General features: G+C 73.5%; 22 protein-coding genes. 15 read left to right on the top strand and 7 right to left on the bottom strand.

All coding sequences use genetic code 11. The annotated features are described in order from the left end of the window. Nucleotides 1-35: 35 nt before the first annotated feature. The 3 genes from ACFC1F_RS03510 to ACFC1F_RS03500 all read right to left on the bottom strand — a co-directional run bounded on the left by ACFC1F_RS03510 (nt 36) and on the right by ACFC1F_RS03500 (nt 2,738). Nucleotides 36-458, bottom strand: coding sequence for a MarR family winged helix-turn-helix transcriptional regulator (locus ACFC1F_RS03510; protein WP_376155354.1), 423 nt, complete (start codon nt 456-458; stop codon nt 36-38). A 121-nt stretch (nt 459-579) separates the two neighbouring features. Further along, on the bottom strand, nt 580-1,839 hold the full coding sequence (locus ACFC1F_RS03505) for a M48 family metallopeptidase (RefSeq protein ID WP_376155352.1): 1,260 nt from the start codon (nt 1,837-1,839) through the stop codon (nt 580-582). Between the two features lie 53 nt (nt 1,840-1,892). After that, nucleotides 1,893-2,738, bottom strand: a complete 846-nt coding sequence (locus ACFC1F_RS03500; RefSeq protein WP_376155350.1) for a universal stress protein — start codon at nt 2,736-2,738, stop codon at nt 1,893-1,895. A 281-nt stretch (nt 2,739-3,019) separates the two neighbouring features. On the opposite strand from ACFC1F_RS03500, the gene ACFC1F_RS03495 reads away from it, so the two are divergent. Both ACFC1F_RS03495 and ACFC1F_RS03490 read left to right on the top strand, forming a co-directional pair. Further along, nucleotides 3,020-4,165 carry a CapA family protein gene (locus tag ACFC1F_RS03495; RefSeq protein ID WP_376155348.1) on the top strand — a complete coding sequence of 382 codons (1,146 nt, stop codon included), beginning with the start codon at nt 3,020-3,022 and terminating at the stop codon, nt 4,163-4,165. Between the two features lie 301 nt (nt 4,166-4,466). Continuing rightward, nucleotides 4,467-4,862, top strand: a complete 396-nt coding sequence (locus ACFC1F_RS03490) for a peptidoglycan-binding protein (protein ID WP_376155346.1) — start codon at nt 4,467-4,469, stop codon at nt 4,860-4,862. A gap of 224 nt (nt 4,863-5,086) precedes the next feature. On the opposite strand, the gene ACFC1F_RS03485 is transcribed toward ACFC1F_RS03490, so the two are convergent. Beyond that, nucleotides 5,087-5,491 (bottom strand): hypothetical protein, encoded by a 405-nt coding sequence (locus ACFC1F_RS03485; RefSeq protein ID WP_376155344.1) that lies wholly within the window; start codon nt 5,489-5,491, stop codon nt 5,087-5,089. Between the two features lie 367 nt (nt 5,492-5,858). Here ACFC1F_RS03485 and ACFC1F_RS03480 point away from each other — a divergent pair, with 367 nt between their 5' ends. The 9 genes from ACFC1F_RS03480 (at nt 5,859) to ACFC1F_RS03440 (ending at nt 15,548) form a co-directional block, all read left to right on the top strand. Then, entirely contained in the window at nt 5,859-6,107 is a 249-nt protein-coding gene (locus ACFC1F_RS03480; protein WP_148641959.1) for an acyl carrier protein, read from the top strand. A gap of 4 nt (nt 6,108-6,111) precedes the next feature. Then, entirely contained in the window at nt 6,112-7,410 is a 1,299-nt protein-coding gene (locus ACFC1F_RS03475; RefSeq protein WP_376155342.1) for a hypothetical protein, read from the top strand. Beyond that, nucleotides 7,407-8,696 carry an ATP-grasp domain-containing protein gene (locus ACFC1F_RS03470; protein ID WP_376155341.1) on the top strand — a complete coding sequence of 430 codons (1,290 nt, stop codon included), beginning with the start codon at nt 7,407-7,409 and terminating at the stop codon, nt 8,694-8,696. Before ACFC1F_RS03475 ends, ACFC1F_RS03470 begins: the two co-directional genes overlap by 4 nt. Before the next feature lie 79 nt (nt 8,697-8,775). Then, nucleotides 8,776-9,858 (top strand): aldo/keto reductase family protein, encoded by a 1,083-nt coding sequence (locus ACFC1F_RS03465; protein ID WP_376155339.1) that lies wholly within the window; start codon nt 8,776-8,778, stop codon nt 9,856-9,858. 379 nt (nt 9,859-10,237) lie between these two features. Further along, complete coding sequence (locus tag ACFC1F_RS03460) at nt 10,238-10,918, top strand: LmbU family transcriptional regulator (RefSeq protein ID WP_376155338.1); 681 nt, start codon at nt 10,238-10,240, stop codon at nt 10,916-10,918. Nucleotides 10,919-11,158: 240 nt separating this feature from the next. Then, nucleotides 11,159-12,208, top strand: a complete 1,050-nt coding sequence (locus ACFC1F_RS03455; RefSeq protein ID WP_209409686.1) for a hypothetical protein — start codon at nt 11,159-11,161, stop codon at nt 12,206-12,208. Between the two features lie 30 nt (nt 12,209-12,238). After that, nucleotides 12,239-14,104 carry a 1-deoxy-D-xylulose-5-phosphate synthase gene (locus ACFC1F_RS03450; protein WP_376155336.1) on the top strand — a complete coding sequence of 622 codons (1,866 nt, stop codon included), beginning with the start codon at nt 12,239-12,241 and terminating at the stop codon, nt 14,102-14,104. A 69-nt stretch (nt 14,105-14,173) separates the two neighbouring features. Further along, nucleotides 14,174-15,214 carry a zinc-dependent dehydrogenase gene (locus ACFC1F_RS03445; protein WP_209409682.1) on the top strand — a complete coding sequence of 347 codons (1,041 nt, stop codon included), beginning with the start codon at nt 14,174-14,176 and terminating at the stop codon, nt 15,212-15,214. 196 nt (nt 15,215-15,410) lie between these two features. Beyond that, the gene (locus tag ACFC1F_RS03440) at nt 15,411-15,548 is read left to right on the top strand and encodes a hypothetical protein (RefSeq protein WP_153882763.1); all 138 of its coding nucleotides are present in this window, start codon (nt 15,411-15,413) and stop codon (nt 15,546-15,548) included. 12 nt (nt 15,549-15,560) lie between these two features. Here the strand turns inward: ACFC1F_RS03440 and ACFC1F_RS03435 are convergent, their stop codons facing one another. From ACFC1F_RS03435 to ACFC1F_RS03425, 3 genes are all read right to left on the bottom strand, one after another. Then, nucleotides 15,561-16,259 carry a siderophore-interacting protein gene (locus tag ACFC1F_RS03435; RefSeq protein ID WP_376155334.1) on the bottom strand — a complete coding sequence of 233 codons (699 nt, stop codon included), beginning with the start codon at nt 16,257-16,259 and terminating at the stop codon, nt 15,561-15,563. 66 nt (nt 16,260-16,325) lie between these two features. Beyond that, nucleotides 16,326-16,997 (bottom strand): TetR/AcrR family transcriptional regulator, encoded by a 672-nt coding sequence (locus tag ACFC1F_RS03430; protein ID WP_376155332.1) that lies wholly within the window; start codon nt 16,995-16,997, stop codon nt 16,326-16,328. A gap of 4 nt (nt 16,998-17,001) precedes the next feature. Further along, nucleotides 17,002-18,270 (bottom strand): MFS transporter, encoded by a 1,269-nt coding sequence (locus ACFC1F_RS03425; RefSeq protein WP_376155330.1) that lies wholly within the window; start codon nt 18,268-18,270, stop codon nt 17,002-17,004. 370 nt (nt 18,271-18,640) lie between these two features. Here ACFC1F_RS03425 and ACFC1F_RS03420 point away from each other — a divergent pair, with 370 nt between their 5' ends. The 4 genes from ACFC1F_RS03420 (at nt 18,641) to ACFC1F_RS03405 (ending at nt 23,263) form a co-directional block, all read left to right on the top strand. After that, nucleotides 18,641-19,420, top strand: a complete 780-nt coding sequence (locus ACFC1F_RS03420; RefSeq protein ID WP_376155406.1) for a 2,3-dihydro-2,3-dihydroxybenzoate dehydrogenase — start codon at nt 18,641-18,643, stop codon at nt 19,418-19,420. A 241-nt stretch (nt 19,421-19,661) separates the two neighbouring features. Then, nucleotides 19,662-20,864 carry an isochorismate synthase DhbC gene (dhbC, locus tag ACFC1F_RS03415; protein ID WP_376155405.1) on the top strand — a complete coding sequence of 401 codons (1,203 nt, stop codon included), beginning with the start codon at nt 19,662-19,664 and terminating at the stop codon, nt 20,862-20,864. Then, nucleotides 20,861-22,618, top strand: coding sequence for a (2,3-dihydroxybenzoyl)adenylate synthase (locus tag ACFC1F_RS03410; RefSeq protein ID WP_376155328.1), 1,758 nt, complete (start codon nt 20,861-20,863; stop codon nt 22,616-22,618). The genes dhbC and ACFC1F_RS03410 overlap by 4 nt, the downstream gene beginning before the upstream one ends. Nucleotides 22,619-22,630: 12 nt before the next feature. Continuing rightward, on the top strand, nt 22,631-23,263 hold the full coding sequence (locus ACFC1F_RS03405) for an isochorismatase family protein (RefSeq protein ID WP_148641947.1): 633 nt from the start codon (nt 22,631-22,633) through the stop codon (nt 23,261-23,263). Nucleotides 23,264-23,266 lie beyond the last annotated feature (3 nt).

Below are 23,266 nucleotides of genomic sequence, written 5' to 3'. Positions count from 1 at the left end.
GTGCCCGGCGCCGGCGCGCCCGGGTGCGCCGGCGCTCAGTCCTGGGCGCCGTAGCGGGCGAGGTAGTCGGCGAACCGCGCGACGTCCTCGTCCGACCAGTCGGTGAAGCGGGCGGTGAAGGAGGCCCGGCGCTGCTCGTTGGCCTCGCGCAGCAGGGTGAGGCCGGCCGCGGTGGCGCGCAGGATCTGGCCGCGCTGGTCGTCCGGGTCGGCCTCGCGGCGGAGCAGGCCGAGCTTCTCCAGCGCGGTGACCTGGCGGCTCACGGTGGACTTGTCCAGCATGAAGTGCATCGCGACGTCGGCGGCCCGGCAGCCGCCGCGCTCGTTGATCAGGTCGAGGATGCTGTAGGTGACCAGGGAGAGGTCCGGGTGCAGCTGGCTGGCCTTGTGCCGGGCGCGCCGGGCGAAGGCGGTCAGCTCGCGCTGGATGGTGTCGATCGACGTATCGCGGCCGGGCACGGCGGACCTACCTCCTCGGGAGAATTTGTTGCACTATACAACGATTTTGGCTCCTTGCGTGCCCTGGCCGGCCGTGTCGCCCGGCTGCGTCGCCCGGCCGTGGGCCGGTCGGACGTGCCGGTCAGCCGGTCCGGGTCCCGTCGGGCGCCGAGGCCTGCCAGGCGCGGGCGGCCGCGATCCGGCGGGTCGCGCTCGGGTGAGTGGCGAACAGTAGCTCAAGCGCCCGCGGCGGGTCGACGTCGGAGACGTTGACCAAAGCCAGTCTGCGCTGCATCGCGACGAACTGCTCGGCGTCCGAGGTGAGTTCGAGCGCGTGCCGGTCCGCCCGGGCCTCGATCCGGCGGCTCGTCGCGCACTGCACCGGGCCCGACAGTGCGCCCAGCAGCGAAGCGCAGGCCGCCAGCAGCGGCAGGGCGCGCGGATCGGCGACGTCCGCCACCCCGGCCGCCGACAGCAGCGGGCCCCAGCCCGTCAGCAGGCCGAGCAGGGCGACCACCACGGCCGCCCCCAGCGCGCCCAGCAGCGTGCCGGTCAGCACGTCCCGGTGCTTGACGTGCCCCAGCTCGTGCGCCACCACCAGCTCCACCTCGCGGGGCTCCGCGGTCGACAGCAGCGTGTCGTAGGCGACGATCCGACGGGTCGCGCCCAGCCCGGACACGTACGCGTTCAGCGCCGTCGTCCGTCGCGACGCGTCCGCCACCAGGACGTCCCGCACCCGGACACCGTCCTGGTCGGCGAGCGCCAGCAGCGCGCTGCGCAGCGGGCCGGGCGGCATCGGCGTGAAGCGGTTGAACACCGGCTCCACCAGCAGCGGGTAGAGGAACGAGAGCGCCGCCGTGAGCAGCGCCGCGGCGCCCGCCGCCGGCAGCCACCAGTGGTCCGGCGACCACGCGGTGAGCGCGAACAGCCCGAGGGCGACGGGGAGGGCCAGTACCAGGGTGAGCGCCAGCCCGCGCAGCGCGTCCACCGCCCAGCCGACCCAGCCCTGGGTCACCAGCCCGTACCGGGCGCGCGCCGAGCGGACGCCCGCGCCGAACGGCAGCTGCACCGCCTGCCCGAGCACCACCAGCGCGGCCGCTCCGGCCAGCACCTCCGCCGTCCGCGAGCCGCCGAACCAGCCGCCCACCGCGGTCACCAGCCCCGCCCCGGCGGGCGTCAGCCCGAGCGCGAGCGCCAGCGCCAGGCCGGCCAGCCGCCCGCCGAGCGCCCACGGCACCTGCGCACGGCGCAGCGCGCGGCCGCGGGCGCGCTCGGCGGGGGTGAAGTCGGAGGCGGGGCCGGGTGTGGGTCCGGGCCCGGAAGCTGGGCCGGGGCTGGGGGTGCCGTGCGGTTCGCGGGAGGGTGCTGGGGTGCCCGGGGCCGGGCCGGCAGAGTCGGTCATCTGCGTGTCTGTCATCCGTCTTCTGGCGTCCGTCGTCCGTCCTTCGAATTCTGTCAGCCGCCGGCCCGCTCCGCCGGGCCCGTGGCGGAACGGGTGCCGGCGCGGAGCAACTGGTGGCCCAGGTCGACCAGGGCCCGGCCGACCGCGAAGTCGTCGCCGACCGCCGGCGCCGGGTCGTCGACCGGGTTGCGCCGGGCCAGCGCGTCGCTGTGCAGCACACTGCCGTCGGCGTCGAGCACGGCGTGCACCCGGGTGGTGTCCCCGTCCTCGACCACGTGCAGGCTCAGCTGCCAGTCCTTGGTGCGGACCGTCGCCTCCCCGCGGCCCTCCCCGCGGCCCTCCCCGCGGCTCTCCCCGCGGCTCTCCCCGCCGCTCTCCACGGTGGCCACGGCCCGGGCCGTGTGCGGCGGCGCGGACGCCGTGCCGTCCGCGCGGACGATCACCACCGGACAGACTCCGTGCACGGCGCAGCGGGCGCTCACCGAGCCGAGCAGCGTCCGGGTGAAGGAGCCGCGCCCCCGGCTGCCGAGCACCAGCAGGTCCGCCCCCTCGGCGGCCCCCAGCAGCACCTCGGCCGCGTGCCCGAGCACCAGGCTCTCCCGGATCTCCACCGGCCGGTCGCGGCCCACCACCTCGTTCACCTCGGCGGTGAGCGTGCGGAGCGCCGACCGCTCGAAGCCGCCGTCCGTCATCGGCGCGAACCAGCCGTACAGCGACGGGTACTCCCAGGCGGCCACGGCGTGCACGTGGGCACCGGTCAGCCCCGCCTGCCCGACCGCCCAGCGCAGCGCCGCCTTCGAGGGCGCCGAGCCGTCGATCCCGACCACGATCCGCCCGTGGGTGGAGCCGTCCGGGGCGGCGCCCGCCGTGGTGCCCGGTGTGATCCCTGCGCCCTCCATCACCCACCGCCTCACGGTCCCGGGGCCCCGCACGCGCGGACGGCCGCCGTACCCTCCACGCTGCGCGCCGCAGGGCCGGACGCGCCAGGGACGGGACGGCCGCATCGGGGAGGGCGATTGGGCCGGGTGGTCCTGCGACGGTCCGGCCTGCGGCGGTCCGGCCCGCGCGTCCGGTCCGGGGGGCTCGCCGTTCGACGAACAAGGTGTGGAGGCAGGGCGAAGGACGCGCGGGGGAGTGGCGTAGGCTGACCGCTCTTGAATCGACCCCGGGGGGATCTCACATGCGCCGTGTCGCGGCCGCCGTCGCACTGCTGCTCGGGCTGATACCCGTGGCCGCCTGCGGACCGGACGACCCGGCGCCGGCCAAGGCCACGCCCGCCGCCGACGCGGCCGGGCCGACGGCCGACGGTTCCGCTGCCGCGAGCGGCACTGCGGCGCCGGCCCCGTCCGGCAGCGCCGCCGCGCCCCGGCCCGACGGCAGCATTACGGTGGCCTTTGCCGGCGACGTCCACTTCGAGGGCCGGACGGAGGCCCGGCTCGCCGTGAAGGCGCCCGAGCAGGCGCTCGGCCCGATCTCCAGGGCCCTCTCCGACGCGGACCTCGCCGTCCTCAACCTGGAGACCGCGATCACCGACCGCGGCGCCCCCGAGTCGAAGACCTACACCTTCCGCACCTCGCCCAAGGCGCTCACCGCGCTCAAGGACTCCGGCGTCGACGTCGTCTCGATGGCCAACAACCACGCCGTCGACTTCGGCCCGGACGGCCTCGCCGACACCCTCGCCGCCAAGGACGCCTCGCCGATCCCGGTCGTCGGCGTCGGGCACAACGCCAAGGAGGCGTACGCCCCGTACGTCACCACCGTCCGCGGCGTGAAGGTCGCGGTGGTCGCCGCCAGCCAGGTCGAGGACATCACCAACCAGAAGTGGCGGGCCGGTGCCAACAAGCCGGGCATCGCCTCGGCGCTGGACGCCCCCGCGCTGGTCAAGGCGGTGGAGGCGGCGAAGCAGCAGGCGCCCGTCGTCATCGTCTACCTGCACTGGGGCGACGAGGGCAAGGCCTGTCCGACCGGCCCCCAGAGCGCCATCGCCAAGAAGCTCGCGGCGGCCGGTGCCACCGCGGTGGTCGGCACGCACGCGCACACCATGCTCGGCTCGGGCATGCTCGGCAACACCTACGTCGGGTACGGCTTCGGCAACTTCCTCTGGTACGGCACGTCCAACTACGCGTTCTCCAACGAGACCGGCGTCACGACGCTGACCCTCACCTCGGCCGGCAAGGTCACCGGCGAGGTGTTCACCCCGGCCACCGTCGACGGCCAGGGCGTGCCCGTTCCGCAGAGCGGGGCCGCCGCGGAGGCGGCGCTCAAGCGGAGGGACGGCCTCCGCGGTTGTACCGGCCTGGCACCCGCCCCCGGGCCCGCTCGCTGAGTTCGTCGGTACCCGTTCCTCCTCGGCCGGCGGGCGAGTGGATCGGCAGGTGGGCAGGCAGGCGCGGCCTCGGCAGGCCGATTCGTCCTCACGTGTCTCCACCAAAGGTTGAGACGCCCTGTCAATGCCCAGGTCACAGCGGTGAGACGGACCCACGAGGGGGTTGGGACGGGCACGCGCCTCGCATGTCCGGTTCCGAAGATCACTTCGCTGGATACGCTGCGTCGGCGGCACCGGGGAGCGCCCCGTCCGGCCGTTCGTCAGCGACTCGCCCTGTACCGAACCCTCGGAGGTTCCGACCATGAAGATCAAGTCCCGCACGGTCCGCGCCCTCGGCGCAGTGGGCCTGGCCTGCGCCGTCGTCGGCACTGTCGGCGGTGGCACCGCCCAGGCCGCGAAGGGCGCCCCGTACATCCGGTACGGCGCCCAGGGCGAGGCCGTCAAGTGCGTCCAGCGTGCGGTCAAGTGGGCCGGGATGGGGACGGTCGGCGAACTGGTCACCATCGACGGCGTCTGGGGCCCGCGTACCGAGGACGCCGTCGAGGAGTTCCAGCAGCGTTCCGGGCTGAGCGCCGACGGAGTGGTCGGGCCGCAGACCGGTCAGCGGATGTGGCACGTCATCGACATGGAGAGCGAGGGATTCGATCGCTGCTTCACCCTTCTCCCCACCGTGATGTCCTTCCCCGACCCCAGCTGATCCCCGGCTCATGCCGGCTCATGCCGGCCGACCCGGCCGCGGCCGGGTCGGCGTCGGTCGACGTGCGACAGGGGGAGTTCTGCGCTGCGCCACGGTGTCGCCGAGCCCCGCCGCCCGGCCCGGTCACCCGTGCGGTGGCCGGGCCGTAGGGGTTCCACCGGCGGGACGGCCCTTGTGGTCCCCGGTCGTCCTGCTTCCGACCGGGGCCGCCGCGGAGGCGGCGCTCAAGCGGAGGGACGGCCTCCGCGGTTGTACCGGCCTGGCACCCGCCCCCGGGCCCGCTCGCTGAGTTCGTCCAGGTCCCGGGTGGTGATCGCCTCCGCCACGGGGATGCCGCCCCGGCCCGCCAGCGCGAGCCGCTCCCGCACCTCGCGCGGCGTCCGCGGCCGCCATCCGGGGCCGTAGCAGCACCGCGAGTGGAACGTCACCCCGGCGGCGAGCACGGCGGTCAGCGCCCGCCAGCCGGCGTCGTCCCGGCGCTTCGGGACCGCGAGGTCCTGCCCCGCGTCGATCAGCCGCCCGCGGCAGCGCGGGCAGCGGTCGTGCCCCGGCGCGGCCCGTCGCTTCACCGAGACGCGGCAGGGCAGGCAGACGAAGTGCCTGGCGGTGGTCTGAGGGCGGATGCACACGGCCCCACGATAGGGACCTGACGGCCCGTCGTCAGGTGGATTTCCCGGTGCGCGGAAGGCCGCGGGCGACCGGAGGACGGACCTCGGGCGCCACGCTAGCAGAGACCCCGGGCCGGGGCCCGCCTCCGGGCCCCGGCGGGGCAGGGGGCCCCGGCGGGTGTCCCGCCGGCGGGACGGACCCGGCCAACGGTGGGCCGGACCGCCGAGGTTGAGCAGGTCACGGGGCCGGAGAGGGGCGGGGGCGGCGGCCGACGATCTCTTGCCGCGGTACGGGCGGTGGCTGAGAGTATTCGTCGCCGAAGGATCATTCCCCGACGGCCGGCGCCTGCCCGCCCGTCGGCAGCCCAGGACGAGAAAGGCCCCGCCGATGGACCACCAATGGATCCGCACCCTGTTCAGCGGTCTGTTGCCGGAGGAGACCGTCGCCCTGGTCTGCGACCGGTACGACGAGTACCAGGACGCCCCGTTGACGCAGCTCGGGCTCGAATCCATGGCCGTGATGGGGCTGGTGGTCCGGATGGAGACGGACTTCGGCAAGGAGATCGACTACGAGGCCTTCCAGCTGTCGGACGTGTCGACGCTGGCAAGGATCAAGGCATTCCTGGGAGTTGAGTGACCCGATGGAGACGCTGAGGACCACCATCAAGGCGGCCGTCGGACAGCCGGCGGTGCGTGACACGCTCACCACACAGCTGCGCTTCTACTTCCCCCAGGTCACCGCGGTCGAGTTCGGCACCGACGAGCTGACGGTCGTCTCGCAGGACGCCCTGCCCCTGGAGAAGCTGGAGCGCTCCGTCGGGCAGATCCTGGAGCGCTTCAAGGCGATCCCCCGCGGCGTGCGGACGAGGACCCTGCTCGACTCCGGGGACCCGGCGTCGGTCGAGGCCTGGCTCGCCGACCGCCCGGCCCGGTTCCCCACCGAGGTCCTGGCAGGTGCCGCGGCCGCCCTCTCCGAGGAGCTGCGCCGCGTGGCGCGGCGGCCGGGCCGCGGGGCGGTCACCGGCCGTGCTGCACAGCTGCGTCCGGGTGTCAACGTGTACGGGCACGAGAGCGCCGCGCTGCTGGCAGCGCTCGACCGGTTCGCCAACCGCTGCATCGCCCAGGCGTACGACGCGGAGGAGCTGCTGATCCCCTCGATGATCCCGAGCTCGGTCGTGGACCGGTCGGGGTACTTCGAGACCGGCTGCCAGCACCTGAGCTTCGTGGCGCCGGTGAGCAACGACCCCGACCTGTTCGAGGAGTTCCTGCCGTACTGGCGCGGGGCGGCCGAGAAGGGCGAGCGGGGCACGGACCGGCAGGTGCTCGACTACCTGAAGGCCCCGCGCGACCTCCTCAACCCCGCGGCCTGCCTGCACTGTTACCAGCTCCTGGAGGACCAGGTCTTCGCCGAGGACGAGGCCCTCGTGATGACGGTGGGCGGCTCGATCTTCCGCGACGAGTCCGGCAACCTGAACAACCAGGAGCGGCTGTACGAGTTCCGGATGCGCGAGGGCGTCGTGGTCGGCGGTGCCGAGCCGGTGGCCCGGATGCACGGCGAACTGCTGGACCTGATGGCCGTGACCGCGCTCCTGCTGGGCCTGGACTTCTCGCTGGAGACGGCCTCGGACATGTTCTTCAGCGACGGCGCCGGCGCGCAGCTGTTCGCCCAGCTCGTCTCCGACAGCAAGATCGAGCTGGCCGTGCGCTCGCACACCCTCGGCCGCAAGGTCGCCAGCGCCTCGCTCAACAAGCACGGCAGCCACTTCTCCGACGCCTTCCGGATCCGCGACGAGCGCGGGCTGGCCGCCTCCACCCTGTGCGTCGGCTTCGGCATCGACCGGCTGGCCTTCCTGCTCACCGAGCACGGGGACACCGGACTGTCCGAGCTCGCCGACCGCGTCGACGCGAACGCCGGGCGGATCACGGGGGCGCGGTCGTGAACCGCACCTTCGTCTGCGTGGAGACGACCGACTACTTCACCCGGGCGATGGAGCGGGTGGCCGCGGACGAGGGCGACCGGCTGCTGTTCGTCTCCGCCCGTGCCGAGCCGTCGGCCGGCGTCCCCTCGCTCCGGCTCGACGTGCGCGACGACCCGCAGCGGGTGGCGGCGGACATCGCGGCGGCCTGCGAGGGCCGCCCGGCCGTCGCCGCCTTCACCAACCAGGAGCCGTACGTCATCGCGACGGCTGCGGTGGCCGGGGCCCTCGGCGTGGGCCGGAACCCGGTCGCGTCGGCCGGCGCGGCCCGCGACAAGGCGCGGATGAAGGAGATCTGGCAGGCGGCCGGGGTCAGCACGCCCCGCGGCACCCACTTCACCTCGCGCGCCGGGCTGGACCTCGCGCAGGTCGTGTACCCCGCGATCGTCAAGCCCACCCACGGGTTCGCCAGCTGCGGCGTCCGGCGGGTCGAGTCCGAGACCGAACTGCTGGAGCAGGTCCGCAAGATCGCCCTGCTCAACGCCACCACCATGGCGCAGGACGGCGTCCCGGCCGCCGGGTTCCTCGTCGAGCAGTGCCTCGAAGGGCGCGAGTACTCCGTCGACACCGTCTGGTTCGACGGCCGGCCGGCCGCGGACTTCCTGCTGGCCAACAACTCCGAGCAGGTCTCGTCCGGGCAGTACTTCCCGGACCGGCTGTACGCGCTGGAGCCGTCGATGCCGGAGGAGCTGCGCCGGGCCGTCATCGACCTGACGCACGACGCCGTCCGCGCCCTCGGCATCTCCCACGGCCCCACGCACACCGAGGTCCGGTTCCACGACGGGACGCCCTACGTGCTGGAGACGGCGGCCCGGCCGGGCGCCGGCGGGATCTTCTACGACCTCGCGCACCGGGCCCGCGGAGCGGACCTCATGCGGGCGATGTACCTCAGCCTGGTCTGCGACGGCCGGGAGGAGTTCGACCGCCGGACCGGACCGGCGCTGCGCCGGCCGCAGGCCGCGGGCCCGGAGGCCGACACCCACGGGGACACCACCTACTTCTGGTTCAACGTGCCCCACCGGGGTTCGGGGATCATCCGCGCGATCGAGGGACTCGACGAACTGCGCGAGCGCGACGAGGTCCTCCTCTGCGTCTGCTTCAAGGAGCCGGGACACCACCTCCACCCGGACGGTGACCTGATCTCCGACTACTTCTGCAACATCATGGGGCGCCACCGCGAGGTACCGGGCGGCCCGAGCCTGACGGAGCTCCTGAAGAGCTTCGAGGAATCGATAGAGATCGTCTACTGAGCCGCCCGCCCCGCTCCGCCCCCGTTCCTCCGGGGCGGGGCGCAGCGGTGGAACGCCCATCGGTCAGCTAGGAATCGGCATGGAATACCGTCAACTCGGCCGGAGCGGCCTGAAGGTCAGCGAGATCGCCTACGGAAACTGGCTCACCCACGGGTCGCAGATCGAGGAGGACGGCGCGCGCAAGTGCATCTCCGCGGCCCTGGACGAGGGGATCACCACCTTCGACACGGCCGACGTCTACGCCCTCACCAAGGCCGAAGAGGTCCTGGGGAAGGCGCTGGCCGGCGTGCGGCGCGAGTCCGTCGAGGTCTGCACCAAGGTGTACTGGCCCACCGGGCCGGGCGCCAACGACCGCGGGCTCTCCCGCAAGCACATCATCGAATCGGCGAACGCCTCGCTGCGCCGCCTGGGGACCGACTACATCGACCTCTACCAGGCGCACCGCTACGACCACGACGTCCCCCTGGCCGAGACGCTGCGCGCGTTCGACGACCTCGTGCGGCAGGGCAAGGTCCTGTACATCGGGGTCTCGGAGTGGCGGGCCGAGGAGATCGCCGAGGCCATGAAGATCGCCGAGGACCTCGGGCTGGACCGGATCGTCTCCAACCAGCCGCAGTACAACATGATCTGGCGGGTGATCGAGACCGAGGTCGTCCCGATGAGCCGGCAGCACGGCATCGGCCAGATGGTCTTCTCGCCCATCGCGCAGGGTGCGCTGACCGGCAAGTACCTGCCGGGGGCGGCCCCGCCGGCCGGGTCGCGGGCCACCGACGAGCACGGCTCCAACTTCATCAGGTACTTCCTGGCCGACGAGATCCTGGGGAAGATCCAGCGCCTCAAGCCGGTCGCGCAGGAGGCCGGCCTGACGCTCGCCCAGCTCGCCGTCGCCTGGACGCTGCAGAACCCGGCGGTCTCCGCCGCCATCGTCGGGGCGTCGCGCCCCGACCAGGTCAGGGAGAACGCCGCGGCGTCCGGGGTCCGCCTGGACGAGGAGACGATGCGCCGGATCGACGACGTCCTGGCCGGCGAGATCATCACCGACCCGGCGTACACGCCCGCTTCCAGCACCTACAGCACGGTCGCGGCGCGGGCCGGCCTGGCGCAGCCGTACGACCAGTCCGCCGGCACCTACAGCACGGCGGCCACCGCGGGTGCGGCGTGAGCGGGCGGGGGAGACGGCCGTGACCGACCGGCCGAAGGCCCTGCGCGTCCCGGCTTGATTCACCACCGAAAAGGTTCGTCCGCGCTGCGAGCGGCGTGATTCGGACATAGCCGCCGTTTTTCACCGGGCCGGCCCCCGAAGCCTTGAAGTCTTGACCCCCTGGGGTTGTCCTGTCATGATCAAGATGTCATTACGGGGAACGCAATTCAAACTTCAGGTGAACAACAGATGATTACGGGGGAAACAGTGATCATGGTGCCTGCAACAGCCTGACATTTCTCCGTCGTCCGCGGGCCGTGCGCGTCCCTGACTTCGCCGGCCGACTTCGCGCGGACGCCCATCGCCCTGCACATCGCGGGTTCTGCTGCGAGGAGAAAGCATGACAGTCGCTGTTGCCGCAGCTGCTGACGTGACAAAGTCACAGAAACAAATGATGGAATTCGGTCCGGCTGCCGAGGCCGGTGCCATCTCTATTCCGCGGACCGGTCTCGACCTGCCGAACCGGCTTCCGTACGAAAAATGGGTCCTCATGGGGCGCCTTTTGTCGACGGTACACGCGTCGTCCGCGTGGTGTCTAGGAGACTGGCTCCTGCACGGCGAGACGGCCTACAACGGCCGTTATCGCGAAGCGATCGAGAACTGTTCGCTGAATTACCAGACGCTGCGGAACTACGCCTGGGTCGCCCGGCGGTTCCCGCTGTCCCGCCGGCGGGACGCGCTCAGCTTCGGCCACCACGCGGAGGTTGCCTCGCTGGCCGATCCGGAGCAGGATTACTGGCTGCGCAAGGCGGAGGACCACGGGTGGTCGCGCAATCGCCTGCGCGCCGAGGTGCGGGCCAGTCTCAACGAGCGCGCGGAGGCGGCGGACACGACCGCGGACGGCGCCGACGGCGGGCCGGACGGCGCTCAGGGGGAGGCCGGCCGGGGCGGCGGGATCGACCTGCAACTGGAGATCACCGCCGATCGCGTCAAGCTCTGGCGGGCCGCGGCCGAACAGGCCAGCCTCAGCGTTTCCGACTGGGCCCTCCGCGCGCTCGACGAAGCGGCCCGGACGGCCTGACCGGCGGCGTTCCCGCCCTCGTGCACACCCTTCCCGGAATTCCGGCCGAAAACACCGGCCGATAATGCCCTGCCGGAATGCCCTGCCGGAATGCCGGACCGGAATCGCGGGCGGGACCTCCGCTGCCCGCGGCCGGTCCTCCCGGCGTTGCCGCCGGATTCCGTCCGGTGTGCCGTCCGCTGTTCTTTTTCCCTTCTGACCACCCCGGTGAATCCGCCGACCCACAGTGAAGGAGTGACGGTGACCGAGACGAACGATCTCGCGATGACAGCCTCGGAGCAGGCCCGCCGGGAGGTGCAGCTCGACCGGTCCCAGTACTACGTGTGCCACGAGCGGCACGTCTTCCACCGCTACAACATCCTGCGCGACTCGCCCGCGTTCCCCCTGCTCTTCATGGACCGCTGCTACGACTGGCAGTTCGAGGTCACCGGCGACGTGCCGATCATCAGCCGCTACAACGGCTTCATGGAGCTGGTCTGCCGGGACTCCTGGAGCGAGCGCGACGTCCCCGTGGAGCAGCTGGGCAAGGAGATCCGGTCCGCCGTCGCGGCCGGCTCGCACGTGGCCCTGCTGGTGTCCCTGGTCCACACCGACGGCACGCCGTACCTCACCGAGTGGCTCGTGGTGGACATCGACGACGAGGACACCGTCTACTACACGAAGACCAGTCCGGACCCGAACTTCCGGGCCGACCGCAAGCCCGTGCCGTTCGCCAAGCTCACCGAGAGCCTCGCGTACACCGAGGACGGCCTGGTCCCGGTCACCGAGATCCGGCCCTCGGCCGTCATCGACCGACTGGTCGGCCTCGCCCCGCTGGACGCGTTCCGCGCGGTGTTCGCCGAGTTCGGACTGCGGCTCTACGACGGGCGGCTCAGCCGGTACGTCACCCCGGTGGTCGTCGGCGTGGACGGGATCGACCGGCTCATCGCCGACTGGGAGCGCCGGGCCGACGCGATCCTCGCCGAGGGCGCCGTGCTCTTCAACGACCAGTCCCGCCTGAACAAGCACATCCAGAACCGGTTCCAGCCGGTCCAGCACTACCTGCACTACCTGCTCGGCGAGCCGACGATCACCGCCGCCCTCGGCGAGGAGCTGTGCGGTGAGGTCCGGGAACAGATCGGCCGGATGGACGCCGCGCTCGCCGACATCCTGAAGTTCAGCAGCCTGCTGGTGCAAATGCCCCGCAAGCAGAACTTCGACCTCTACCTCAAGTATCTGCGCCGACTGCGCGACACCGTCGCGGACTACCAGCAGACGAATGTCCGGATTCAGCTGACGCTGCTGAAATAGCGGTGTCTTTTCTCGTGAAAGGATTTCCTCGTGGCTGCGCCTGGCGGCAAGGGCAACGACAGTGGACTCGTTGCCGGATCCGATAACGAAATCGATCTCACCGGCCTCACCCCGGAGGCGGTCCGTGCTCTGGACACGGAGGGATGCGAGCGCCTCGCCGCCCGCATCCGGAGCTTCCTGATCACGGAGGTCAACCGGACCGGCGGGCACCTCGGGGGGAACCTCGGGGTGGTCGAACTGACCATCGCCCTGCACCGGGTGTTCCGCTCCCCGGACGATCCGATCATCTTCGACATCGGCCACCAGGCCTACACCCACAAGATCCTGACGGGGCGTGCGGCCGGGTTCGCCGACTTCCGGCAGCGCACCGGGATGTCCGGCTTCCCGTCCCGCGAGGAGTCCCCGCACGACACGATGGAGAACAGCCACTCCTCCACCGGGCCGGCCTGGGGGCTGGGCATCACCCTGGCCCGCGGGACCAGGTCGGTGGTCGTGATCGGCGACGGCGCGCTGACCGGCGGCGTGGCGTACGAGGCCATCAACGCCATCGGCGTGCGCCGGCAGCCCGTGGTCATCGTCTACAACGACAACGGCAGGTCCTACGCGAGGACCATGAGCCGGCTGACCCTCGGCGAGCCGTGCGACGCCGAGACGGGCGGTCCGGACGACCAGCGCAACGTCGAACTCTTCTTCACCGCCCTCGGGTTCAGCTACATCGGCGCGGTCGACGGCCACGACTTCGGCAAGCTGGAGGCGGCGCTCGCCGACGCGGCCGGGACCGACGGGCCGGTCGTGGTGCACGTGCGCACCCAGAAGGGGCTCGGCTGGTCCGAGGCCGAGAACGACGACGTCATGCGGCTGCACCAGGTCGGCGGGACGGGCGGCGCCGCAGCCGTGCCGGCGGCCGGGGACGCCGCCCGGCTGCCGCTCGGCAGCCGGTCCTGGGGCGACGTGCTCGGCGGCACCCTGTGCGAACTCGCCGAGCAGGACCCCCGCGTCCACGTGATCACGGCGGCGATGCCGGACAGCCTGGGCCTGCTGGAGTTCCAGCGCCGCTTCCCCGAGCGGTACCACGACGTGGGGATCTGCGAGCAGCTGGCGGTCGGCCTCGCGGCCGGGCTCGCCAGCCAGGGCTGCCGGCCCGTCTTCCCGGTGTTCGCCACCTTCCTCACCCGCGCCATCGACCAGGTCGTCAACGACGTCGCGCTGCACGGGCTCCCGGTCACCTTCGTGGTCGACCGGGGCGGGGTCACCGGCGGCGACGGCGCCTCCTCGCACGGCATCTACGACGTCGGCCTGCTCCGCACCGTCCCCGGCCTGGAGATCTACGCACCCACCAGCGGAGCCCAGTTGAGCGACCTGCTCCGCTCCGCCGTGGCCCGGGACAGCGGCCCGACGGTCGTCCGGTACGCGAAGTGGAAGCCCCTGGAGGACGAGCCCGACGGCGCCCGCACCAGCGCCCTGCTGCGCCGCCGCGGCAGCGACCTCTGCCTGCTGGCGCACGGTGCGATGGTGCAGACGGCGATGTCCGCGGCGAGCGTGCTGGAGCGCGAGCACGGCGTCTCGTCCACGGTGTGGGAGGTCGTCCGGCTGCGGCCGGCCGTCACCGAGGTGTTCGCCGACGCGACGGGACACCGGGCGGTCATCACGGTCGAGGACCTGATGGCGGGCACCGGCCTTTACGCGGACCTCCTCACCCACCTCGCGGACGCGCGGAACACCGGCGGCGGGACGCCCGCCACGGCCGAGATCGCGCTGCCGCCCGCCTTCCTCCCGATCGGCCCCCGCGACGAGGTCCTCGTCGAGTTCGGCGTCAGCACGGCCGCGGTGGTGGAGCGGGCCGAGGGCCTGCTCGGCCTCGGGGCGATGGCCGGCGCCGCACCGGGCACGAGCTGACCCGCGTCCCACCGCACACTCCCCGCCTCCGGGCACCTCGGACCGACCCCCTACGAGAAAGTCAGCGAAGTGAAGGTTGCGCGTTTCTACGCTCCCGAGAAGATCCTGATCGAGGACTCGCCCGAGCCCACGCCCGGTCCGGGCGAGGTGAAGCTCAGGGTCCGCAACACCTCGCTGTGCGGCACCGATCTGAAGATCTACCGGTACGGGAACCACCGGATCGACCCGCCGCGGGTGCTCGGTCACGAGATCGCCGGTGAGGTGGTGGAGCTGGGCTCCGGCGTCGAGGGCTGGGCCGTGGGCGACCGCGTCCAGGTGATCGGCGCGATCCCGTGCGGGCACTGCCACGAGTGCCGGCGCGGGCGGATGACGGTCTGCCCGAACTTCGAGGCGATGGGCTACCACTACGACGGCGGGTTCGCCGAGTACATGGTCGTCCCGGAGAAGGTCGTCGGCGTGGGCGGGGTGCACCGCATCCCGGACGGCGTGAGCTTCGCCGAGGCGTCCGTCGCGGAGCCGCTCGCGTGCGTCCTGAACGGCCAGGAGCTGATCGGGGTCGGCGCCGGGGACGACGTGGTGATCGTGGGCTCGGGGCCGATCGGCTGCCTGCACGCCCGGCTCGCCCGCGCCCGGGGCGCCTCCCGGGTGTTCCTGGTCGAGCTCAACCGCGAGCGGCTGGCCCGGGCGGCCGAACTGGTCCAGCCGGACGGGGTGATCTGCGCCGCGGACACGGACGTCGCCGAGGAGGTGTTCCGGCTCACCGACGGGCTCGGCGCCGATGTCGTGATCACGGCCTCGGCCTCCGTCCCGGCCCAGGAGGAGGCGATCCGGTACGCCGCGCGACGGGGCAGGATCAGCCTCTTCGGCGGACTGCCCCAGGGTGCTCCGATGACTGCGGTCGACGCCAACCTGGTGCACTACCGCGAGCTGATGATCATGGGCGCCAACTCCTCCAGCCCCGAGCAGAACGCCCGCGCGCTGGAGCTGATCGCCGACGGCACCGTCCGGGTGGACGACCTGATCACGCACACGTTCCCCCTGGACGGGTTCGCCGACGCCCTGGCGATCCTGGAGCGCGGGGCGGGGCTCAAGGTGACGATCGCGCCCTGACGCAGGGCCGCGTGCGCGTGCCGGCCGGGGGCCTGAGTGCCCCCGGCCGGCTTCGTGCATGCTGCCACGGTCACCGAAGGTGTGATGGAGTGTCAGGAGCGTTGCCGGCGCCGACCGTTCCCCCCGGGGCGGTTGCGCCTTTTGTGCTGTTCGAGCCGTTTTGAGCCCGGTCCGGGCTGGAGGGGAGTGGGTCGGCATGGTGTGGAACCGGATCCAGATATTCTTCGCCGTCACCGTACGGTCGCTGCTGTCGGTGCTGGTGTCGGCTGTTGATCTGCTCATCGCCTGCGTGCGGGGGATGAGGCGGATGGCCCGGCCGGCCGTGCGACGGTGACCGGGCCACGGATCAGCCCTTGTGGTCGGCCTCGCCGTGCTTCCAGTAGCCCTTGGCGTGGACGCGGTCGCGGGGGAGGGCCCAGTCGGTGAGCAGGTGGCGCCGGACGGTCGCGACGGCGCCGGACTCCCCGGCGAGCCAGGCGGTGGTGCCGGGCGCAACGTCGGTGGCGAGGAGCGTCTCGGTGAGGCGGTGCCCCTTGGGGTGGGCCGGAGCACGGGGGAGCCAGGCCGTGGTGAGCCCGGTGCGCGCCGGCAGCGGCAGGGTGTCCGCCGGGCCGGCGATCTCGAAGTAGGCGGACACCTCCACGCCGGCCGGGAGCCCCTCCAGGACGGTGAGCGCGGCGGGCAGGGCGCTCTCGTCGGCGGCGAGCAGGACGTGCGCGGCGCCGTCGAAGGAGGGGCACCGCCCGCGCGGGCCGGCGAGGCGGGCCCGGTCGCCGGGGCGGGCGGCGGCGGCCCAGCGGGCGAGCGGCCCGTTGCCGTGCAGGACGAGGTCGATGTCGACCTCGTAGGCGGCGGGGCGGTGGTGGCGGATGGTGTAGGCCCGGGACGGTCCCGAGGGAATGGCCAACTTGACCCACTGGGTGGGGTGTTCGATCTCCAGCCCGGACAGGCCGGGGCCGGTGAAGGTGATCCTGGTGAGGGTGGAGGTCAGCGGGGCGACCGCGGTGACCTCGACGTCGTGGGCGGGCCGGGGGCGTTTGAACATGGTGACTCCTTGGCGGGCCCGGAGGTGGACACGGGCCTGACGGCGGGGAGTTGAGCGGGAAGGGGGTCAGCGCGGGAGGTGCTGGTCGAGCAGCGCGTCGACGAAGGCGGTGTCGAGCGGGCGGCGCAGCACCAGGGCGCGGTGGTAGAGCGGTGCGAGGAGCGCGTCGAGGAGCACGGCCGCCTCGTCCTCGGAGCAGCCGAGTGCGGCGCGGGTCTGCGCGACGTCGCGGGAGCGGAGCCCGTCCAGGAACCCGGTGTGCAGCAACTCCGCCGTACGGGCGTCGAGTTGGGCGTGCCCCAGGAGGGCCTGGAGGACGAGGCCGGCCGGTGCCTCGCCGAGGAAGACGGCGAAGCCGTGGACGTAGGCGCGCACCTGCGCGGGACCGGACCGGCCGGCGGGGCCGTCGGCTGCGGCTTCGGGCCAGGCCAGAGCGGTCTCGGCGTCGAGGACCAGGTTGTCGAAGAGGATGTCGACCTTCGACTTCCACCAGCGGTAGATCGTCTGCTTGGCGACGCCGGCCGCTGCGGCGATGCCCTCGATGGTGAGGCCTTCGAAGCCGTGCTCCACCAGGAGGTCGTCGGCGGCGTTGAGCACGGCCAGGCGCGCGGCCTCGCTCCGGCGGCTGCTGCTCGCGCTGCTGCTGCCGGTGGCGGTGCGGGGCTGGGCGGCGATGGTGCGGAGGTCCTCACGGGCGGGCCGCTGCGGGAGCCGGCCGGTGGCGTTGGTCGGGTTCATCCTCTCATGCCCCCTCCGTGCGGGCCGTCGACGGGAGCGGGGCCGGCGACCGCCGGACCAGCCCGGCCGCGACGGCCACGGCCAGGACCGCGACCAGCGCGCTGAACGTGACGCCCGCCGTGCGCAGGCCGGCGACCTGGATGAGGACGCCGACGCCGACCACCGGCACCGAGAGCATCCCGTACAGCACCGCGAAGAAGGTGGAGACCGCCTCGCCGCGCTGCTGCGGGGCGACCCCGGTGTTGATGGCTCCGAGCCCGGTGCCGACGGCGGTACCGGTGGCGAGGCCGTTGACGCAGGCGCCGAGCAGCAGCGGCGGCAGTGACTCGGTGAGCAGTGCGGTGGCGATCAGGGCGGCGGCCAGGACGAGCCCGGCGCAGGCGGCGGGCAGCGCACGCTGCTTGGGCAGGACCCGGGCGAGCAGCTGGCCGACGGCGGTGGCGGCGAAGGCCAGGCAGACCACCAGGCCGGTGAGCGCGTGGTGACGGAGCCCCAGGACGTTGGCCAGGAACAGGCCGCTGACCGCGGTCAGCACGCCGAGCACGGCGAACCCGGACCCGCCGGCGAGGGCGGCGCGCAGGAAGGCGGGGCGGATCCCGGCCGGGACGCGCAGCGGCTGGAACCGCGGGCGGAAGCGGGCGGCGCTCCGGGAGTGGTCGCCGGAGCCCGTCGGCGCGGCCCCGGGGGCGGCTCCCGGTGCGATGGCGGGAACGACGAGGAGCCCGGCCAGCGCCAGGGCGGTGAGGGCGAGCATCACCGTCCAGGGCAGGCGCAGCGGCGAGCCGGCCCACTCGGCGAGGGCGCCGGAGAGCAGTGTGCCGCCGGCCAGGCCGCCCATGTTGGCGGCGAGCGCGAGGGTCTGGGCGCGCAGTCGGCGCTCGGGCGGGGCGAGGTCGAGCAGGGCGGCGGTGGCGGCGCCGGTGATCAGGGCCGCGGCGAGGCCGGAGACCACCCGGGCGGCGAGCAGCCAGGGCAGCGAGTCCGCGACCTCGAAGAGGTCGGCGGCGGCCGCGGCGAGCAGCAGGGCGGCGGCGATGACGGGCCGGCGGCCGATCGCGTCGGAGAGCCGGCCGAGGGTCAGCAGACCGGCGACGACGCCGCCGGCGTAGACGGCGAAGATCACCGTGACCATGAACGGCGAGAAGCCGAAGGCCTGTTGGTAGAGCGGGTAGAGCGGGGTCGGGACGGTGGTGCCGGCCATGGTGACCCAGAAGGCGAGTGCGACCGCGGCGCGGGCGAGTGGGCCGGCCGGGGATGGACGGGTGGTGGGCACGGGGCTCCTCGGGGATTCATCGGGGCTTCTCGGGGACGTCGCGGCGCTGCGGCTCGGGGGCTCCGGGGCCGTGGCCCGGGAACGGCCGCTCGGGGCGCGCTGAACGTCACGGAGAAGGCTGACTGTCACGGTGAAAGTGGACGCAACGGTGCGTCTCGGTTGGACGGTAACACTAGACGCAACGTTGCGTCCAGGTTGCTCGGCCGGCGCCTTCGGCTCCGAGGGTGCTCGCGTTTCCGTCAGTTGACGGTCCCGCAGGATCCACGCCCTCTCGGCGCACCCGAACAATTGTGTTAGGTTAGGCTTGCCTAATGTTGCTGGTCGGAGGGGATTTCCTGTGCTTCAGTCCGAACTGGTCGGTACCACTGCGATGGTCACCGGCGCCGGGCAGGGCATCGGCGCGGCCGTGACGCGCGCGCTCGTCGCCGCGGGCGCCGTCGTCGCGGCGGTCGACCGCAATCCGGGCCCGCTCGCCGCGCTCGCCGAGGAGTTCGCCGCGGAGCCGGCGGGCGGGGATCCGGCCGCCGGCGGCGTCCGCCCGTACGTGCTGGACGTCACCGACGCGGCCGCCGTCGAGTCCGCCGTCGACCTGGTGGAGCGTCAACTCGGTCCGCTGGCCGTCCTGGTGAACGTGGCCGGGATCCTGCGCACCTCGCCCGCGGTCGAACTGACCGACGAGGACTGGGCGGCGACCTTCGCGGTCAACACCACCGGGGTCTTCCACACCTGCCGGGCGGTGGGCCGGCGGATGGCGGAGCGCGGCACGGGGGCCGTCGTCACCGTCGGGTCCAACGCGGCCGGCGTGCCCCGGGCCGGCATGGCCGCCTACGCGGCGTCCAAGGCGGCCGCCACCATGTTCACCCGCTGTCTCGGCCTGGAGCTCGCCCGGTCCGGGGTGCGCTGCAACATCGTCTCGCCCGGGTCCACCGACACCGAGATGCAGCGCGCGCTCTGGGGCGGCGACGCCGAGGCCGCCGAACGGCGGGTCGTCGACGGCGACCCGGCCGGCTGGCGGGTGGGCATCCCGCTCGGGCGGATCGCCCAACCGGCCGACATCGCCGAGGCGGTGGCCTTCCTGGTCTCCGACCGGGCGCGGCACATCACCATGCACGACCTGTACGTGGACGGCGGCGCCACCCTGCGCGCCTGAGCGCGTCGGCCCGACCCGACACGACCCGACCCGACCCGACACGTCGGACTCGACCCGACACGTCCGACCCGACACGTCCGAACCGCGCGTCCGACCCCGCACGTCCGAACCGCGCGCCCCGACCTCACGGGCCCGGCCCGACGCGCCCCCGGGCCCGTCGGAGCCACGGACACCCCCGAACCACACCCCCCGCCGGCCGGCGCCACGAGCAGCGCCCGGCGGCCACTCGCAGACTGGGAGAATCCAGGTGACCACGGTGCACCACGCCCCCGCCGGGACGGACCACACCGTCATCGGCGCGGCCAGCGGGCTGCTGGGCCAGTACCGGGCCGCGCCCGACGAGGCGTTCTTCGCCTCGCCGACCCGCACGCTGCTCGCCGACGGCGTCCACGCCCGGGTGCCGCAGGACGCGCGCCCGCTGCCGGTCCGGGTCGCCGAGACACTCGACCGGGCCCGCCGCGACGGGGTCGAACACCCGCTGGTGGTGGGCGCGGTGGCGTTCGACCACGACGCCCGCGCCGAACTGGCCGTGCCCGCCCGGGTCCGCCGGTGCGGCGCGCTGCGCGACGACCCGCTGGTCGCCCTGCCCGCCCCGGCCGCCGACCGGGTCGAGTGGCTGGTCCGCCCGGTGCCCGAGCCCGAGGCGTACGGCGCCGGCGTCGCGGAGGCCGTCCGCCGGCTCAGGGCGGGCGAGTTGAGCAAGGTCGTCCTCGCCCGCACCCTGGAGCTGAGCGCCGGACGCCCGCTCGACCTGCCGGCGATCCTCCAGCGCCTGGCCCGCCGGGACCCGGGCGGTTACACCTTCGCCGTCCCGGCCGGAGGCGGCCGCACCCTGATTGGCGCCAGCCCCGAGCTGCTGCTCTCCCGCCGCGGCACCGCCGTGCTGGCCAACCCGCTGGCGGGCTCCGTCCCGCGCAGCGCCGACCTCGGCGAGGACGTCCGCCGGGCCGCCGCACTGCTGGAGTCCCCGAAGGACCTGCACGAGCACGCCGTCGTCGTGGACGCCATCCGTGCGGCCCTGGCGCCGTACTGCCGGACGCTCGACGTGCCGGAGCGGCCCACCCTCGTCCGGACCGCGGCGATGTGGCACCTGGCCACCACCATCACCGCCGAGCTGGCCGACCCGGCCGTCTCCGCGCTGGAACTCGCCGCCGCCCTGCACCCGACCCCGGCCGTCTGCGGCACGCCGACGCCCTTGGCGCGGCAGGCGATCGGGGAGATCGAGCCGTTCGACCGCGGCCTCTACGCCGGCATGGTCGGCTGGGGCGACGCGGACGGCGACGGCGAATGGGTGGTGACCCTGCGCTGCGCCGAGGCGGACGAGCGGACGCTGCGGGTCTACGCGGGCGCGGGCGTGGTCGCCGAGTCCCGTCCGGAGGCCGAACTGGCCGAGACCAGTGCCAAGTTCCGTACCTTCCTGGACGCCGCGGGGGTGCCGCGATGAGCCGCCCGCAGGACAGCGTGGACGAGGTGCTGGCCGGATTCACGCCCTACCCGGCCGAGTTCGCCGAGCGCTACCGCGCCGCCGGGTACTGGCGCGGCGAGACCTTCGGCCGGATGCTGCGCGAGCGCGCCGCGGCCCACGGCGAGCGCATCGCGATCGTCGACCCCGGCGGCGCGGGCCCGGAGGGCACCCGGCGCTGGACGTACGCCGAACTCGACCGCCGGGCCGACCGGATGGCCGCCGGCCTGCTCGCCCGCGGCATCGGCCGGGGCGACCGCGTGGTGGTCCAGCTCCCCAACGTGGCCGAGTTCTTCGAGGTGGTCTTCGGCCTCTTCCGGATCGGCGCGCTGCCGGTCTTCGCCCTGCCCGCCCACCGCTACACCGAGGTCGGCCACTTCTGCTCCTTCACCGGCGCGGCCGGCTACGTCGTCCCGGCGGTCGAGGGGGGCTTCGACTACCGTGAACTGGCCGGCCGCGTACGGGCGGAGAACCCGTCGCTGCGGCTGGTCCTGGTGGCCGGCGAGGACGCGGGCGAGCACGTCCGGCTGGCCGACGTGCCGGTCGACGGCGCCCTTCCGGAGACCGGCCCGGAGCCGGGGGACGTCGCGTTCCTCCAGCTGTCCGGTGGCAGCACCGGCGTGCCGAAGCTGATCCCGCGCACCCACGACGACTACATCTACTCGCTGCGCGGTTCGGTCGGGATCTGCGGCCAGGACGAGCGGAGCGTCTACCTCTGCGTCCTGCCCGCCGCGCACAACTTCCCGCTCAGCTCACCGGGTTCGCTCGGCGCGCTGTACGCGGGCGGCCGGGTGGTGCTCTGCCCGCAGCCCGGCCCCGAGACGGCGTTCCCGCTGATCGAGCGCGAGGGCGTGACCATCACCGGTCTGGTGCCGCCGCTGGCGCTGCTCTGGCTGGAGGCCGCCGAGCGGCGGCGGGCGGCGGGCGGGGACCCGGGGCTGGCGAGCCTGGAGGTGCTGCTGGTCGGCGGCGCGAAGTTCAGCGAGGAGGCCGCCCGGAGGGTGCGCCCGGTGCTGGGCTGCACGCTCCAGCAGGTGTTCGGGATGGCCGAGGGACTGGTCAACTACACCCGGCTGGACGACCCGGAGGAGGTGATCGTCACCACCCAGGGCCGGCCGATCTCCCCGGACGACGAGGTCCGGGTGGTCGACGACCAGGACGGCGACCTGCCCGACGGCACCACCGGCCATCTGCTCACCCGAGGCCCGTACACCATCCGCGGGTACTGGAACGCTCCCGGGCACAACGCCGACTCGTTCACCGCGGACGGCTTCTACCGCACCGGCGACCTCGTCCGGCGGACCCCCACCGGCCACCTGGTGGTCGAGGGGCGGGCCAAGGACCAGATCAACCGGGGCGGCGAGAAGGTCGCCGCGGAGGAGATCGAGAACCACCTGCTCGCCCACCCGGCCGTGCACGACGCGGCCGTCGTGTCGATGCCCGACCCGTACCTCGGCGAGCGCACCTGCGCCTACGTGGTGCTGCGCGACGAGGCCCGCCAGGCCCCGCCGAAGTCGGTCGAGTTGAAGCGCTTCGTGCGTGGGCGCGGCCTGGCCGACTACAAGGTGCCGGACCGGGTCGAGTTCGTCGACGCCTTTCCCGCCACCGGGATCGGCAAGGTGAGCAAGAAGGACCTGCGCGCCGCCATAGCGGCCGGTCTCGCCGCCGCGGCCGCCCCGGCCGCCGGGTCCGCGCCGTCCGTCCCGTCCGTCCCGCCCATCCCCTCCCAGAGCTAAGGAAGCACCGTCGTGGGCCTGCCCCGCATCCCCTCCTATCCCATGCCCTCCGCCGGTGAACTCCCCGCCAACCGGGTTTCCTGGACGGTCGACCCGTCGCGCGCCGTCCTGCTGGTGCACGACCTGCAGAACCACTTCATGGACGCCTTCGACACCGGCGCGGCCCCGGTCACCGAACTCTTCGAGAACGTCGGCCGGCTGCGCAAGGAGGCCGGGCGGCTCGGCATCCCGGTCGTCTACTCGGCGCAGCCCGGCGGCCAGAGCCCCGAACAGCGCGGCCTCCAGCAGGACTTCTGGGGCCCGGGCATCCCGGACGACCCGCGCGCGGAGGCGATCGCCGACGCGGTCGCCCCGGGTGAGGGCGACACCGTGCTCACCAAGTGGAAGTACAGCGCCTTCGTCCGCACCGGGCTCGCCGAGCTGCTGCGCGCGCAGGGCCGCGACCAGCTGGTGATCACCGGCGTGTACGCGCACATCGGGGTGCAGGCCACCGCCTGCGACGCGTGGATGCGTGACGTCCAGGCCTTCGTGGTGGCCGACGCGGTCGCCGACTTCGGCCCGGACGAGCACCGCGCCGCCCTCGCCTGGGTGGCCGGCCGCTGCGGCCTGGTCACCACCACCGACGCCGTACTGGAAGGGAATTGACGG

This window comes from Kitasatospora sp. NPDC056181 (assembly GCF_042266225.1).
In the GTDB taxonomy this organism is placed as follows: Bacteria; Actinomycetota; Actinomycetes; order Streptomycetales; family Streptomycetaceae; genus Kitasatospora.
The sequence above is the reverse complement of the archived record's forward strand: the minus strand, read 5'-3'. Positions and strand labels throughout refer to the sequence as shown.